The sequence below is a fragment of the Sandarakinorhabdus sp. genome (assembly GCF_040398645.1).
GTDB lineage: Bacteria > Pseudomonadota > Alphaproteobacteria > Sphingomonadales > Sphingomonadaceae > Sandarakinorhabdus.
Genome location: NZ_JBBATR010000003.1, coordinates 28,048 through 43,161, shown reverse-complemented (window position 1 = coordinate 43,161; position 15,114 = coordinate 28,048). Strand labels below are relative to the sequence as shown.

The window sequence follows — 15,114 nt, the reverse complement described above, 5'->3', positions numbered from 1 at the left end:
GGGCGCGCTTCACGGCTGGCTCCAGAGCAGTTGATCGGATGCGATGACCTGGCCGGCATCGCTGCGCACTTCGACGACAACGATCGCCGTGCGCGGCACTGGCCCGGGCAGCACGCGGCGCTGCCATGGCCAGTCACGCAGGCCGGCGCGTTCCCGGCCCTGATCGGCGGTGGGCGGCGCGGGCGACAATATGGCATCCAGCGTCTGGTTGCGCGCGACCGTGGCGGCATGTTGCCGGTCCGCCAGATGCACTGCGCCCGCCAGGGACAGGCCGGACAGCCGCACCAGGGCGACGGCCGCCATGCCGAAGATGGCCAGCGCGACCATCACCTCGATCAGGCTGAAGCCATTGGCCGGGGGTTCAGGCGGCGCCGGCACGCACGCCTCCGGCGGCATCGATGGTGACGGCAGCCGCGTTGCCGCCGCCGCTGATCAGCAGCCGCGCCGGGGTGGCAAGGCCGGTGGCATCAAAATCGATGCTGGCAGGCGGCAGGCTCATGCCGGCGGGCAATGCCGCCGCCTTCATGGTGGGATCGGGCAGCCAGCCGCTGCCAGCCAGCCGCAGCACCTGCCACCCGGCGGGGACGGTGGCCAGCCGCACCGGGCAGCCGCAGGTGATGGCCAGATCGCGCGCCGCCGCCGCGTGCGCCGCCAGCCGGTCAGCCTGCCGGCGCACATCGCCGCCCGGATCGGGCAAGGCCAGCAACAGCGCCGCGCTGGCGACACCGATGATCAGCATGACCACCGCCAGCTCCACCAATGTGAAGCCTGCCTGAGGGTTGCGGGCGTCAAAGGTTCCAGTTGCCGATGTCATCGGCCTCCCCTCCCGCTGCGCTGTTGCCATCGGGGCCCATCGACCAGACATCGAAGGCACCGCCGCCCCCGCCACGATCCGGCCGGCCCGGGCTGGCATATTGATAGGGGTGGCCCCACGGATCATCGGGCAGCCGGGTGAGATAGCCGCCGGGGCGATAACGATCGGGATTGCCCAGATCGACCGGCGCGGCCTTGAGCGCGGCCAGGCCCTGCTGGCTGCTGGGAAACACCATCGTGTCGGCCTTGTAACTGATCAGCGCGGTTTCCAGGGCCGCGATATCAGCGCGGGCACGGGTGATCGCCGCCTTGTCGACATTGGGCAGCACATTGATCACCACCACCGTGGTTAGGATGCCGATGATGACGATCACCACCATCAACTCGATGAGCGTGAAGCCATTGATGGGGCGGCTTGATCGGGTTTTGCGGTTCATACGCCGGCAAGGCTTTCGAGTTGCAGGATGGGCAGCAATATCGCCAGCACGATGATCGCCACCGCGCCGCCCATCACCAATATGATCGCCGGTTCCAGCACGGCAAGGCCGGTGCGGGTCATGGCATCATATTCGCGTTCCAGGGCCTCGGCGCCGCGCTCCAGCATCGTGTCCAGCCGCCCGGCGCTTTCGCCGCCCGCCACCATCGCCACCAGCAGCGGCGGCAGCACGCCGGCGCGCTTCATGGCGGCGGTCAGGCTGGCGCCTTCACGAATATCGCTGGCCATATCGGCCACCCGCGCGCGGATCTCGTGATTGCCGATTGTCGGCAGGGTCAGCATCAGGCCATCGACCAGCGGTAGCCGGCTGGCGACCATCATGGCCAGCGTGCGCGCCAGCCGCGCTGCCGCCAGATCGCGCAGCAGCCGCCCGATCAGCGGCAGCCGCAGCAGCCAACCGTCAAAACGCAACCGCGCGCCAGCGTCCTGCAACGCGCGGACACAGAGGGCCACTGCGCCGGCACCAACTGTCACCATGAGCCACCAATATGATGCAAGTCCGCTCGATAGCGCCATGATGATCCGGGTGAGCAGCGGCAACGTCTGGCCGATATCGGCAAACTGGCGGGCGATGGTGGGCACCACAAAGGCCATCAAGGCGCCCACCGCCAGCGTGGCCACCAGCGCCAATGCCGCCGGATAGGCCAGCGCCGATTGCACCCGGCCGCGCAATTCGGCCTGCCGTTCCAATAGGTTGGCCAGGCGCTCCAGCACGGCGGGCAGCGTGCCGGCGCCTTCGCCGGCCGCCACCATGGCGCGGTAAATCGCCGGAAAGCTGCTCGGAGCCATTCCCATGGCATCCGACAGGCGGCGGCCCTCGATCACCGCGCCATGAACAGTGGCAAGGACCGCCTTGCTGCTGTTGGATTCGGTCTGGCGCACGATGGTGCGCAGTGCTTCTTCGAGCGGCGCAACGCTGGCCAGCGTGGCAAGCTGGCGGGTGAACAGCACCAGGGCGGTGGGCTTCAGCCTGCCGGCGACCTTGGTGGCAGCGCCGGTGTTGCTGGCGGCTGGCTCCAGCTTGGTAGCAAATAATTTGCGGTCCAGGAGATCAGCCCGCGCGGCTTCGGATGTGGATGCCGACAGCCGACCAGTGCGCGGTCGGCCAGCAATATCAAGGGCTTCATATTGAAAATCAGCCATCTTGCGCGCCCGAAGCTGGCTCGGCATCCGGCATGCCCATCACGCGCAACGCTTCGGCCGGGCTGGTCAAACCGTCCGTAACGGCGCGGCGGGCAACGGCTGACAGGCCGGCACTGCCTGCCGCCGCAGCCAGATCGGCGGCGCTGGCCCCGGCATGGATGCGCACGGCCAGCGCGTCGGTCATGCGGATGATTTCAAACAAACCCACCCGGCCCTGCCAGCCGCTGTGATTGCAGTGGCTGCAGCCCGGTGCGTGCCAAACAAGATCGCCCGGCTCCAGCGCCAGCGCTGCGGCGGTAGCGGAATCGGCCGGCGCCGATGTGCGGCAATGCGGGCACAGCCGGCGCACCAGCCGCTGCGCCACCACGGCGCGCAATGTGGCGGCCAGCAGAAACGGCTCCAACCCAAAATCGCGCAAGCGGGTGATCGCGCTGGCCGCATCATTGGTGTGCAGCGACGACAGCACCAAATGCCCGGTAAGCGCTGCCTGAACTGCAATGGCCGCCGTTTCGCCATCCCGGATTTCACCCACCATCACCACATCGGGATCCTGCCGCAAAATTGCCCGCAAACCCGCCGCAAAGCTGAGGCCGACACGCGCATTCACCTGCGTCTGGCCGATGCCATCCACCGCATATTCCACCGGATCTTCGATGGTGAGGATATTGCGGCGGCCATCATTGAGCAGTTTCACGCCGGCATAGAGCGTGGTCGTCTTGCCGCTGCCGGTTGGCCCGGTCACCAGCACCAGGCCGTTGGGCTGCGCCAAAGCCGCCCGCAGTTCGGCATCGATGGCCGCCGGCATGCCCAGCCCGACCAGATCGATGCCGGCATTGTCCTTGTCGAGCAGGCGCAGCACCACCCGTTCACCGCCGCGCGCCGGCAAGGTCGATACGCGCACATCCAGCCGCTTGCCGCCCAGCGCCAATTCCATGCGGCCATCCTGCGGCAGCCGGCGCTCGGCAATATCCAGCCGGGCCATCACCTTGATACGGCTGGCCAAAAGCGGCGCGACGCCAGCGGGCAAACGGTGCATTTCGCGCAATTCACCGTCCAGCCGCATGCGCACCACCAGGCCGGTTTCAAACGGTTCGATATGAATATCCGATGCCTTCAGCCGGGCTGCTTCGGCAATCAGGCCGTTGATCAGGCGGATGGCCGGGGCCTCATCCTCGCTGGCCAGCAGATCTTCGGCCGATGGTAGCGCCTCTGACAGGCCGGCCAGATCATCGGCATCGCTGGCATAGCCGGCAACGGCATAATGAACCTGTAGCAGCCGATCGAATTCGGCGGCGCTCACGGCGTGCAGTGCCAATGGCCGGCCCGCCAGCCGGCGCACTTCGCTCAATGCGGCGGCGCTGCTGCCGGCGCGGCGGGCGACATCGGCTACATCGGCCAGCGCAGTGACAATGCAGCCCTGCGCGCGGGCAAAGCCATAAGACAGGACTGGCGCTGTCATGGGCGCGGCTCTGGCTTTGGCGGCGAAGCCGTCGGCTCGCCGGGCGGTGTCGCCTTCAGATAATCACGCACCAGCGCATCCAGACTGGTGGCGGCGCTGCCTTCGCGGCTGGCTTGTTCGGCCCTGACATATTGATAACGATCGCCGGAAATGCGGGCTGCATCTTCGGCATTGCGGATGATGGTCGGGCGGATGAACACCATCAGATTGGTTTTGGTGCGGTTGCGCGATTTCGATCGAAACAGATTGCCGAGGAACGGAATATCGCCAAGCAGCGGAACTTTTTCGATGGCGCGGCGTTCGTTTTCGTCGATCAGGCCGCCGAGGGCGATGATCTGGCCGTCGTCCACGGTCACGGTGGTGCTGATCTCGCGCTTGTTGAGGATGATGTCGGGGATGTTGGCGGTTACCAGTGCCGATGCGATGCTGCTTACCTCCTGCCGCAAGCTCAATTTGATGGTGTTGCCGGCGTTTATCTGCGGGCGCACATCCAGCGCGATGCCGATATCCTGGCGCTGCACGGTGCGAAACGCATTGTCGAAATTGTTCGATAGCGCCTGGCCGGTGGCCAACGGTACATTCTGGCCCACCAAGATATGCGCCTGCTGATTATCAAGCGCCATCACCGACGGCGTGGACAGGACATTGGATGCCGTATCCGACTTCACGGCGTTGACAACAAAACCGAAAATGGCGCCGCTACCCAGATTGCCGCCAAAGCCGAACTGGCCGCCGGTGGCACCCAGCAAGCTGCTCACGGCGGCATTGCGCAGCGCGACCGTGGTGGCATTGTCCTGGCCGTAGCGGCGTTCGGCAACCACTGCGCCGGCAACCGACAGGAGATTGGGTGAGGCATTGCTGTAATTGGTCACGGAAAATGGAATATTGTTGCCGCCGGTGCCGGACAGCAGAAATTGCACGCCCAGCCGCTGCGCCGCCACATCGCTGATTTCAACGATGATCGCTTCGACCAGCACCTGCTCGCGGCGCACATCCAGCTGGCGGATCACTTCACCAAGCCGGCGCTGCACATCCGCCGGCGCTGCGATCACCAGCGCATTGGCCCCTTCATAGCGCGCGATTACGGCCTGGCCGCGGCCGATGCTGGCGCCGGGCACAAAACCGCTCGTTCCCAGTGCCGTGCCGCTGCCGGCGGTGGCCTGTGGTGGGCCATTTTGTGGCTGTGGTGACTGTCCGCTGGCGTTTGGTGACCCATTGCTCGCAAAGGCACTTTGGGCAGTCTGGGCCAGCGGCGCCGCTTGGCTGGCCGGGCTGACCGGCTGGCCAACCAGTTGCTGCAGCACCGGCACCAGCTTTTCGGCATCGGCATGGTTCAGGAAAATCACCCGCACATCTGCGCCGGCGCTGGCGGCGGCATCCAGATCGGCCACGATGCGCGCCAGTTTGGTGAGCGTCGCCGGATCGCCGCGCAGCACCAGCGAATTGCTGGCATCCACCGGCGCAATCTGCCAGCCGCGGCCTTCGGCGCTGCCCTGTGCAACCTGCGACAGGCTGGTGGCGATTTCGCGCGCGCCGGCATGTTTCAGGGCGATCACGCGCACGGCGGCGCGGTCCTGATCGATCTGCCGGGCCAGCGCGCGCACCCGGGCGACATTGTCGGCATAATCGGCGACGATCACGGCATTGCCAGCGCGATTGGCGGTCACCTGGCCTTCGCGGCTGACCAGCGGGCGCAGCGTTTCGATGGCAGCGGCAGCATCGATGTAATTGAACCGCAGCACGGTGGTTTCAAAGCGGTCGCGGCCGATGCCGCCCGATGGCTGCGTGGCGGCGCCATCGGCCGGTGCCACCCGGAAGGCGCCGCCGGCCGCCGGTGATACCACCAGGCCATTGGCGCGCAGGGTGGACAGGAACAGTTCGAAATAGCCGGCCTGATCGAGCGGGCGTTCGGAGACCACGGTCACCTTGCCCTGCACGCGCGGATCGATGATGAAGCTGCGCCCGGTGGCCCGCGCCACATCCTGAATATAGGCGCGCACATCGGCATCGCGCAGATTGACCGTTTGCTGCGCCAGCGCCGGCAACGCGAGGCCTGGCAAGGCCAGTGCGGCCAGAAGTGCCGCAATGGCAGGCGTGAAGCGGCGCGTCATTTGATTGGTGATCCCGGCTGAGCAGATGTCGGCGCGGTGGGCGCCGCGCCGGTGATCGGCATTTGCCCGATCTGGGCCATCCCGATCGGGGGGGCAGCCACAGCACCGGGCGATTGATCGATATACAGGGTTTCGCGCGCGCCGCCGCGATCAAGCGTGACTGATTCGTAGGCCACCGCTGCCAATCGCACGCCGGGCATGATTTCGTCCCCTACGCCGTAGCTTTGCTGGCGGCCATCTGCCGCCGCGATGATTGCCGAGCCGCGCGCCGATGCAGCGTCCACGCGCGTGCCGACCAGCGCCAGATCAAGGCCCGACACCGTATCGGCCGCAGCAGACCCTTGCGGGAAAAACGGATCACTTGCCGCCAGCGCCATGGCCGATGCCGCCGCGTTGGCCGCCAGATTGGCCGCCAATGGCGGCGAGCCCAGCGGCCCGGCCGGGGTAACCGCCAGCCACAGCGCCCGCGCCGCAACCAGCCCGACCACCAGCCAGCCGACTGCCTGCGCCGCGCCAGCAAGGCGGGCAGGCGCGGTCATATCGCTCTGGTTGCGGATCAGCGGCAGCATCCTGCCATACTCCCTTGGCTTGGCCCGGAATCCAAGCCGGATTCGTCGCATGCCTCTGCCCTATCGGGTGCGTATGACAGTTGGGTTACATTAACATGACAGGTTGCAGCCGATCGGTGCCACTGCCAGCCCGCCTGGCCGATCAATCGGCGGGGCCATCTGCGCTGCGGGCCAAGCGCGCCAAGGCTGGGCTTGGTGATGGCGCAGCTTTTGTTGCTTTGCCTGCCTGCCCTCTGCATCTAACGTTGCACCATGTTGCCTGCCGCTGACCAGACCGCCCCCCGCCTGAGCCATCTGCAGGCGCTGGAGGCGCAAGCCATTCACATCATGCGCGAAGTGGTGGCCGAAGCGCAGCGGCCGGTTTTCCTCTATTCGGTCGGCAAGGACAGTGCGGTCATGCTGCATCTGGCGCTGAAGGCCTTTTATCCGGCGCCGCCGCCATTTCCGTTTCTGCACATAGCATCGGGCTGGGATTTTGCCGATCTGCTTGCCCACCGGGACAAGATGGTTGCCCGCTATGGCTTGCAGCTGATTGTGGCCAGCGCGCCGGAGGCTGATCGGGCATTGGTGACGCCGTTCAATGCCGGCGCCGGCGTCTATGCCGAAACCCTGCTGACCGGGCCGCTGAAGGCCGCGATCACCGCGCATGGCTTTGATGCAGCGTTTGGCGGCGGGCGGCGCGACGAGGAAAAAAGCCGCGCCAAGGAGCGTATTGTCTCGTTCCGATCGGCCAGCCACCATTGGGATCCGAAAAACCAGCGCCCGGAACTGTGGAACCTCTACAATCTGCGGCTGTCGCCCGGCGCAAGCATGCGGGTGTTTCCGCTGTCCAATTGGACCGAAAGCGATATTTGGGCCTATATCGCCCAGGAAGCCATTGATATTGTTCCGCTCTATTTTGCAGCCATGCGCCCGACGATCAAGCGCGGCGGCCAGATTCTGGTGGTGGATGACGATCGCATGCAGCTGGAACCGGGCGAGGCGGCAAAGCTGCGCATGGTGCGCTTCCGCACCTTGGGCTGCTATCCGCTCACCGGCGCCATGTGCAGCACGGCAGCTGATTTGCCGGCGGTGATTGCTGAAATGCAGGCGGCCACCACGTCTGAACGCGATGGCCGCATGATCGATGTTGGCCCGGCGGCGAGCATGGAGCTGAAAAAGCAGGCGGGTTATTTCTGATGGCCGAGCAAGACACGCTTATCGTTGAGCCAGACACGCTGATTGCCGCATCCGAACGCCGCCAGCTGCTGCGCTTCATCACTTGCGGCAGTGTCGATGATGGCAAATCCACCTTGATCGGCCGCTTGCTGCACGACAGCGGCATGATCCCCGTTGATCAGCTGGCGGCGCTGGCCGTGGATTCGCGCCGGCTGGGCACGCAGGGGGCGGAACTGGATTTTGCCTTGCTGGTCGATGGGTTGGCGGCGGAGCGTGAGCAGGGCATCACCATCGATGTCGCCTACCGGTTTTTCCACACGCAAGCGCGCAGCTTCATCGTCGCCGATTGCCCCGGCCATGAGCAATATACCCGCAACATGATCACCGGTGCCTCTACCGCCGATCTGGCCGTCCTGGTGGTTGACGCGCGCGGCGGCCTGTTGGCGCAAACCCGCCGCCATGCCTTCCTGTGCCAATTGGTCGGCGTGCGCAGCATGATCCTGGCCGTCAACAAGATGGATCTGGTCGATCACAGCCAGGCCGTGTTCGAGCGCATAGCGGCTGATTTTTGCGAATTTGCCGGGCGCATCGGCGTGTCGCTGCTGGGCGCGGTGCCGATATCGGGCCTGCGCGGGGACAATGTGTTTGCAGCCTCCACCAACATGGCCTGGTATGATGGCCCCACGCTGCTGACGTTGTTGGAATCGGCGCAGCCCGGAGCGGATCTGGCGGCGGCGGCGCTGCGGCTGCCGGTGCAGTGGGTGAACCGGCCCAACCAGGATTTTCGCGGTTTTGCCGGCTTGATCGCATCGGGCACGGTGCGGCCCGGCGATGCCGTGCGACTGGCGCCGTCGGGCCGCACCAGCCAGGTGTCGCGCATCGTGACGATGGACGGCGATCTGGATGCCGCAGTGGCCGGCCAATCCGTCACGCTGTGCCTGGCGGACGAGATTGATTGTTCGCGCGGCGATGTGATTGCCGCGGCCGGTGCAATGCCGGGCACGGCCAATCAATTTGAAGCCACCATCGTCTGGATGGACGAAGCGCCGCTGAAGGTTGGCCGCGGCTATTGGCTGAAATTGGCGACGCAGGTGGTTTCGGCCACCGTGCAGCAGCCCAAATATGTGCTGAATGTCGAAACGCTCGATCATCTGGCGGCGCGCACGCTGGCGCTGAATGCCATTGGCGTGGCCGAACTGGCCACCGATCGTCCGCTGGTGTTTGAGCCCTATGCGACCAATCGCACGCTGGGCGGCTTTGTGCTGATCGACAAATTGAGCCATCACACAGTTGCGGCCGGCATGATCAATTTTGGCCTGCGCCGTGCCCAGAATGTCCAGTGGCAGGCGCTGGAGGTGACACGCGAAGCCCGTGCGGCGCAAAAGCAGCAGCGCGCCGCCGTGCTGTGGTTCACCGGGCTTTCGGGTTCCGGCAAATCGACCATCGCCAATCTGGTCGAAAAACGCCTGCTGGCGCTGGGGATGCACAGTTTTCTGCTGGATGGGGACAATCTGCGCCACGGCCTGAACCGCGATCTGGGCTTTACCGAAGCCGACCGCATCGAAAATGTCCGCCGGGTCGGCGAGGTGGCGCGGCTGATGACCGATGCCGGCCTGGTGGTGATCACCGCGCTGATCAGCCCGTTTCAGGCCGACCGGGACACGGTGCGCGCCATGATGCCGGCCGGCGAGTTTGTCGAAGTGCATATCGACACGCCGCTGGCCGAAGCCGAACGCCGCGACGTGAAAGGCCTGTATGCCAAGGCCCGCGCCGGTCAGATCGCCAATTTCACCGGCATCGACAGCCCCTACGAAGCGCCGGCCGGTCCCGAAATCCGCATCGATACCATGCGCACCAGCCCGGAAGCGGCGGCTGAGCAAATTGTCGATTATCTGCTGTCACGGCCGGCGGGCTGATCGCCTGTTTTCAAGCCTTTGGTTGGAGCCGCAACCGCACTTCGTGCAGAACAGCAGGCGCCGGCCCATTCGCCGATGGCAGCACGAACCGTGCGCCGCTGGCGGTCGGCGCCACGGCGGTCTTCAACGCGATCTCGCCGCCTGCCAGGCTGAGGGTGCCGAGGCGATCGCCCAGGCTGGCCATGAAGTTCTCCACCAGATCGGCAAAGGCCTCCGCGCCAACCGGCTGGTTGGCGTCGGCGGCCGGCTTGATGGCCAGCTCGGCCAGACGTGCTTCGGCCCTGGCCAGCGATTTGGCTGCGCCTTGCAATTGGTCAGCAAGCTTGGCCCGCTCGGCGCGCGCGGCCGCCAGTTCGGCCAGCGTTGCATCGGTTGCAGCCAGTGCCGCAGCCAGGCTGGCGCGCAAGCCGGCCGTCGCCGTGTCGGAACCGGCGGTGGCAGCCGCAACCGATTTTTCCAGCGCAGCAATGCGCTTCTGGTCTTCGGCCCGCAGATCAGCGAGGCGATCGGCCACCAGCGCAATGATCGCGTCGTCAGCCGTTGTCGGAGTTGGTGCTGGGGCCGCGTTGCCGCGCATCACGGCCTCCAGCTGATCCCGCAGCCCCTTGATATCAGCCGCTGTCATGACGGCCGCTGCAGCAGGTTCGGCTGGCTTGGGGCCAGTCGGCTTTGGGTCGGTCGGCTTTGGGTCGGCCAGCTTGGGTTCCGGCGGCGGTGCTGGTATTGGCTTGGTGACCGGCGGCTGGGCAACTGGCGGTGCTGCGACTGGTGGGGCTGCGACGGGTGGGGTAGCGACCGGTGGGGCCGTGACCGGCGGCGTTCGGCCAGGCGTTGTGACCGGCGGCTGTGCAACTGGCGGTGCTGCGACGGGTTTAGCTGCGACAGGTGTGGCCGTGACAGGTGTAGCCGCGACAGGTGTGGCCGTGACGGGTGGGGCCGTGACTGGCGGCGGTCGGCTCGGCGTCGTGACCGGCGGCTGGGTAACTGGCGGTGCTGCGACGGGTGTAGCCGCGACTGGCGGGGCTGTGACTGTCGGGGCTGTGACTGGCGGCGTTCGGCTCGGCGTTGCGACCGTTGTGCCTGTGTTGGCCGGCTGCTGCTTGGTGGTCGTGGCAGCGGGCGTTACCGATGGGGCTGCGGCTGCTGGCGCGGCGACGCCGGGTTTGACGGGGGTGGGGTTGATGATGGTGGGCTTCTTCGCCATCACAGTGTTCCATCCAGCAAGCGCACAGCCAGCACGTCACCCGTGGAGGATACGGCACGCGCCATCGTGCGATCAGTGCCGATCGGCGTGAAATCCAGCTTTACATCCCTGCCGGCTGCAAGCAGTGGCGCGATATCGGGCAGCCCGTGCATTTCGGCCTGCATTTGGCCCCTGGTCAGCGGTTTGCGCGGCACCAATCCCGTCACAGGTGGGCGAATATCGCCGGGCCGTGTTGAGGGCCCTGTTGATCCGCCGGTTGGTCCGTCAGCTTTGGGCGGCTGCGTGGTGGGCGGTGCGGCAGGCGGTGCCGCGGGGGCCATGTTGATGCCGGCCGTTTCAGCCATGGCGACGAACCGCATGGTCACCCGCGACAGCGCCTGGGGATTGATCGATCCAGCGCTGGCCTGCACAGCATTGACTGCAGCAACCTGCAACACGGATCCTTTGGCGCCTTCCACGGTCACCATCATGTCGACCGTGGCTTCTGAAATCGCCATGCGGGTCGGCGCCAGCGGCATGCCGCCCAGCAACTGGCTTTGCGCGTCGCCGAGTGATGAGCCGGCGGCGCGCAACAGTTCGTCCAGATTGATGGTTGGCATTATTTTTTCTCGCTCCGCACGGTCCGGCGTTCCGGTTCGATCCGGATTGGCGATGGCACCGGCACCAGGGTTGCCGTCAACCGCGAAGCAACCTTGGTGTCACGGTTGAAGCGCCGATCCATCTGCACATCGCGCGTTGACGCGAACAGGCCGCGGCTGGTTTCCTTGGTCTGTTCGTTGGTGCTTTCGACGATGTGAACATCCATCGAAATCTCGATCGTGGCTTCGCGGAACTGATAGAAGGTCGGCATGATGCCGATATCCAGCAGCGATACGGTTTGCGGTTCAGCCCGGGTGAAGCGGCTAATGCCATCGTCATCGATCGTTTCGGTGATGACGGGGACAATTTCCACCTCGGACTGTGCCAGTTCGACGGCCATCTCGGCGCTGGAACGGTCGAGCGCATGCTGGGCATCGGCGATGCCCTCGGCCAGCATGCGCACGAGGTCGCCAAAGCTGACATTGGCCACTTCCGGCATGGGCTGGCCGGGCGCAACCAATGGCTTGCGAAAACCCGGCATGACCGGCCTGATCGGCGGGATTGCCACGGCTCAGTTTACGGGCGGCGGAGCCGGGGCGCGGTTATCGACGGTCTTGATCTGCGGAAACAGCCGCGGCGGCGGCGGCACGGGCACCATGCGGGTTATCAGCCGGCTGGTGCCACGCACTTCCTTGCCAAATTTGCGGTTGTGCGCCACATCGGTGCGCACGCTGGCGCTCCACATCGCGAAGCCGACCTTGGCCTTGGCACCCACCTTGATGCTGGTTTCGGTGTTGAGCGAGGTCTTGATGTCCATCGTCACTTCGATGGTGGCTTCGGCAAATTGATAAAAGGTCGGCATCAGGCCGACTTGCATCAGCGACATCTTGACGGCTGGGGCGGGCGTGAAGCTGACCACGCCTTGCGCGCTAATCGTTTCGGTGATCTGCAAAATAACGTCGATTTCTTCGCTCGCCAACGCCTTGGCGGTTTCGATGCTGCTGTCGTCCAGTGCACGCTGCGCTTCGGCGATGCCCAAAGCCAATTTCAGCACCATTTCCGGCAACGGCACATCAAGCAGTTCTTGTCCAACACTTGCCATGATAGTCACTCCCTCTTCGTAAAACGTTTCAGAGCGTTGTCACTGGGCGTGCACGCCCGCTAGTCGTTGAAAGGCTGCAAAGCGTTGCGGATCGACCGAAATCGGCCCCGCGACCCGCACATCATCGTGGCGCTGCAACAGCGGCAGGTTGCGCAGATCAACGATGGCAATCGCGCGATGATTGGGCAGCAGCGCCACCAGGGTGCCGCCGGCGGCATTGATCGCAGCAACCGGGGAACGGTGCGCAATGATTATGCACATGCCGCGCCCGCTCGACTTGGTTGACACGTTGGCCCCAAAACCGTCAGCAAACTGGTCGGAACCTGCCTGACTCGCCACCGCGTTCCCTCCACTTGGCAAATACTGTGCGGGGCAATTTTTCATGTCAAGCACACAAGCAGATCTAGAACATTAAAAATGCTTACTGTTACTTGTCGCTAGCAGTGCGCCAAGTCCGGAACGCCAATTCGGGCTTGAAAAGAAACTATTTTATCTGCCCTTGAACACCGGCATCCGTTTTTCGCGGTAGCTGGAGAACGCCTCGCGAAAGTCTTCGGTATCGGTTGCAAGGTTTTGTTCATGATCGGCAGCGATGAACGCCTTGGTGTAATCTTCGTCGAGCGCCGTCCACACCTGGGCTTTCATCGCCGCCAGGCTGCGCGGCGCGCTGTAGGCGGCGATCTGGCGGGCATAGGCCTGGGCGTGGCTGAGGAGGGCTTCGTCGGCCAGGCAGTCGTTCACCAAACCCAGCGCCTTGGCCTCTGCGCCATCAAAGCGGCGGGCGGTGTAGAGCAGGTCCATGGCGCGGGCCTGGCCGATGAGGCGGGTGAGCAGCCAGGCCGAGCCTTTTTCGCCGGGTACGCCGATGCGGGCGAAGGTGGCGTTGAACATCGCCGCCGTGCCAGCAAAGCGGATGTCGCAGTGCAGTGCCAATATGAAGCCCCAGCCGAAGGCCGGGCCGTTTACCGCCGCAATGGTCGGCTTGCGGCAGGTGATAAGCGCGGGCCAGCCGCCGCTGTAATAGGGGGCCAGCGCCGGGCCGATATCGTCGCCCCACTGCGGCCCCATGCCGCCGTGCTTTTCGGGGTGTGTGTCCACACGGCCGCCCGCGCCGGAGCCGATGATGCCGAGATCGAGCCCGGCGCAAAAGCTGCGGCCTGCACCCGTCACGAGGATCACCTTGGCCGCCGGATCAGCGCCGGCGCGCGCCACGGCTGCAAAGAACGCCGTCAGCATCTCGGGTGTGAGCGCGTTCAGCTTCTCCGGCCGATTGAGGGTGATGGTCGCCACCCCATCGGCGAGATCGTAGAGAATGGCGTCCGTCATGCGGCGAACCGGCTGAGGCGCTGGCTCAGGATACGCTCGGCATCGGCCATGATGGTGTCGATGAGTTGCTTGACGGTGGGGATGTCGTGGATGAGGCCAACGACCATGCCGCAGCTCCAGCCGCCGGCGTCCATGTCGCCATTTTTCATGATGCGCGGATACACGCCGGCGACTTCTTCGATGATGTCTTCAAATTTCAGATCGGCGCCCAGCGTGCGCTCCTTTTCGAGCAAGCGTTCAACGGCGGCATTGTTGAGCACGCGTTCGGTGTTGCGCAGCGGGCGCATGATCAGGCGGGTGTCAAGCTCGGTCGCGGCAACCAGCGCGGCCTTGACGTTGTCGTGCACCGGCGCTTCGACGGTGGCGATGAAGCGAGTGCCCATGTTGAGGCCTTCGGCGCCCAGCGCCAGTGCGGCCACCAACTGGCTGCCGGTGGCGCAGCCGCCCGATGCCACAAACGGGATTTCCAGCTCCTCGGCCGCGCGCGGCAGCAGCACCCAATTGCCGACATCATCTTCGCCGGGATGGCCGCCGCATTCAAAGCCATCGACCGACACGGCATCGCAGCCGATCGATTGCGCCTTCAGGCTGTGGCGCACGCTGGTGCATTTGTGGATGACCTTGATGCCGGCTTCTTTGAGGGCGGGCAGATATTTGGCCGGATTGTTGCCGGCGGTTTCCACCACCTTCACGCCGCCATTGATGATCGCCTGAATCAGGCCCGGATAATCCGGCGGTGTCACGCTGGGCAGGAAGGTGAGGTTCACGCCGAACGGCTTGTCGGTCATCGTGCGGCAACGCGCGATTTCAGCGGCGAGCTTTTCGGGCGTGCCCAGCGTTAGCGCGGTGATGATGCCCAGCCCGCCGGCATTGGAAACCGCCGCAGCCATTTCGGCAAAGCCGACATAGTGCATGCCGCCCTGCATGATCGGGTGCTGGATGCCGAACAATTCCGTGATGCGTGTTTTCATGTCTGGTCCCCAAATTGATCGCTGCACGCTAACCCCGGCCCGGACTGGCAGCAATGCCGCGATTGTGGGAGGGTGGGCCAGTGAGAGTGGTTCCGTGATCGAATTTGGCGTGCTCAGCATCACGCTGCTGGTTGGCTGCGTGCAGGGCCTGGTGCTGGCGGGGCTGCTGTGGGCGGCGCCGGCCAACCGGGCCGCCAATCGCTGGCTGGCCCTGTTGATCCTGGCCGTGGCCGCCATGATCACGCCTTATATCATCGGCTTTGCCGG

At 65.2% G+C, this 15,114-nt stretch carries 16 protein-coding genes and 1 pseudogene; 3 read left to right on the top strand and 14 right to left on the bottom strand.

Annotated elements, in window-relative coordinates:
- Positions 1 to 9: 9 nt before the first annotated feature.
- From gspI to ABWP50_RS01275, 7 genes are read right to left on the bottom strand one after another with little or no spacing between them, the layout of a single operon-like run.
- Positions 10 to 378: a type II secretion system minor pseudopilin GspI gene (gene gspI / locus ABWP50_RS01305; protein WP_353216180.1), complete on the bottom strand. Its 369-nt coding sequence runs from the start codon at positions 376 to 378 to the stop codon at positions 10 to 12.
- Positions 362 to 814, bottom strand: coding sequence for a GspH/FimT family pseudopilin (locus ABWP50_RS01300; protein WP_353216179.1), 453 nt, complete (start codon positions 812 to 814; stop codon positions 362 to 364). Before ABWP50_RS01300 ends, gspI begins: the two co-directional genes overlap by 17 nt.
- Positions 789 to 1,250 (bottom strand): type II secretion system major pseudopilin GspG, encoded by a 462-nt coding sequence (gene gspG / locus ABWP50_RS01295; RefSeq protein ID WP_353216178.1) that lies wholly within the window; start codon positions 1,248 to 1,250, stop codon positions 789 to 791. Before gspG ends, ABWP50_RS01300 begins: the two co-directional genes overlap by 26 nt.
- Positions 1,247 to 2,452 (bottom strand): type II secretion system inner membrane protein GspF, encoded by a 1,206-nt coding sequence (gene gspF / locus ABWP50_RS01290; RefSeq protein ID WP_353216177.1) that lies wholly within the window; start codon positions 2,450 to 2,452, stop codon positions 1,247 to 1,249. The genes gspG and gspF overlap by 4 nt, the downstream gene beginning before the upstream one ends.
- Positions 2,445 to 3,911: a GspE/PulE family protein gene (locus ABWP50_RS01285; RefSeq protein ID WP_353216176.1), complete on the bottom strand. Its 1,467-nt coding sequence runs from the start codon at positions 3,909 to 3,911 to the stop codon at positions 2,445 to 2,447. The genes gspF and ABWP50_RS01285 overlap by 8 nt, the downstream gene beginning before the upstream one ends.
- Complete coding sequence (gene gspD / locus ABWP50_RS01280) at positions 3,908 to 6,022, bottom strand: type II secretion system secretin GspD (RefSeq protein WP_353216175.1); 2,115 nt, start codon at positions 6,020 to 6,022, stop codon at positions 3,908 to 3,910. The genes ABWP50_RS01285 and gspD overlap by 4 nt, the downstream gene beginning before the upstream one ends.
- A complete protein-coding gene (locus ABWP50_RS01275) occupies positions 6,019 to 6,591 on the bottom strand; it encodes a type II secretion system protein N (protein WP_353216174.1) in 573 nt (190 codons plus the stop codon). The genes gspD and ABWP50_RS01275 overlap by 4 nt, the downstream gene beginning before the upstream one ends.
- A 252-nt stretch (positions 6,592 to 6,843) precedes the next feature.
- Here ABWP50_RS01275 and cysD point away from each other — a divergent pair, with 252 nt between their 5' ends.
- Together cysD and cysN are read left to right on the top strand one after the other, a co-directional pair.
- Positions 6,844 to 7,770 (top strand): sulfate adenylyltransferase subunit CysD, encoded by a 927-nt coding sequence (gene cysD / locus ABWP50_RS01270; protein ID WP_353216173.1) that lies wholly within the window; start codon positions 6,844 to 6,846, stop codon positions 7,768 to 7,770.
- Positions 7,770 to 9,665 (top strand): sulfate adenylyltransferase subunit CysN, encoded by a 1,896-nt coding sequence (cysN, locus tag ABWP50_RS01265; RefSeq protein ID WP_353216172.1) that lies wholly within the window; start codon positions 7,770 to 7,772, stop codon positions 9,663 to 9,665. The genes cysD and cysN overlap by 1 nt, the downstream gene beginning before the upstream one ends.
- 10 nt (positions 9,666 to 9,675) lie before the next feature.
- Here cysN and ABWP50_RS01260 read toward each other — a convergent pair whose 3' ends face one another.
- The 7 genes from ABWP50_RS01260 to ABWP50_RS01230 all read right to left on the bottom strand — a co-directional run bounded on the left by ABWP50_RS01260 (position 9,676) and on the right by ABWP50_RS01230 (position 14,847).
- Positions 9,676 to 10,290 (bottom strand): hypothetical protein, encoded by a 615-nt coding sequence (locus tag ABWP50_RS01260; RefSeq protein ID WP_353216171.1) that lies wholly within the window; start codon positions 10,288 to 10,290, stop codon positions 9,676 to 9,678.
- Between the two features lie 578 nt (positions 10,291 to 10,868).
- A complete protein-coding gene (locus ABWP50_RS01255; protein ID WP_353216170.1) occupies positions 10,869 to 11,468 on the bottom strand; it encodes a hypothetical protein in 600 nt (199 codons plus the stop codon).
- Positions 11,468 to 11,947 (bottom strand): hypothetical protein, encoded by a 480-nt coding sequence (locus ABWP50_RS01250; protein WP_353216169.1) that lies wholly within the window; start codon positions 11,945 to 11,947, stop codon positions 11,468 to 11,470. Before ABWP50_RS01250 ends, ABWP50_RS01255 begins: the two co-directional genes overlap by 1 nt.
- Before the next feature lie 72 nt (positions 11,948 to 12,019).
- Positions 12,020 to 12,550: a hypothetical protein gene (locus tag ABWP50_RS01245; protein WP_353216168.1), complete on the bottom strand. Its 531-nt coding sequence runs from the start codon at positions 12,548 to 12,550 to the stop codon at positions 12,020 to 12,022.
- A 39-nt stretch (positions 12,551 to 12,589) separates the two neighbouring features.
- Positions 12,590 to 12,838 (bottom strand): hypothetical protein, encoded by a 249-nt coding sequence (locus ABWP50_RS01240; RefSeq protein WP_353216167.1) that lies wholly within the window; start codon positions 12,836 to 12,838, stop codon positions 12,590 to 12,592.
- Positions 12,839 to 13,039: 201 nt separating this feature from the next.
- On the bottom strand, positions 13,040 to 13,876 hold the full coding sequence (locus ABWP50_RS01235; protein WP_353216166.1) for an enoyl-CoA hydratase-related protein: 837 nt from the start codon (positions 13,874 to 13,876) through the stop codon (positions 13,040 to 13,042).
- Entirely contained in the window at positions 13,873 to 14,847 is a 975-nt protein-coding gene (locus tag ABWP50_RS01230) for an NAD(P)H-dependent flavin oxidoreductase (RefSeq protein WP_353216165.1), read from the bottom strand. Before ABWP50_RS01230 ends, ABWP50_RS01235 begins: the two co-directional genes overlap by 4 nt.
- Here ABWP50_RS01230 and ABWP50_RS01225 point away from each other — a divergent pair.
- A pseudogene (locus ABWP50_RS01225) lies at positions 14,846 to 15,114 on the top strand (hypothetical protein); the annotation flags it as partial. The gene ABWP50_RS01230 and the pseudogene ABWP50_RS01225 overlap by 2 nt on opposite strands.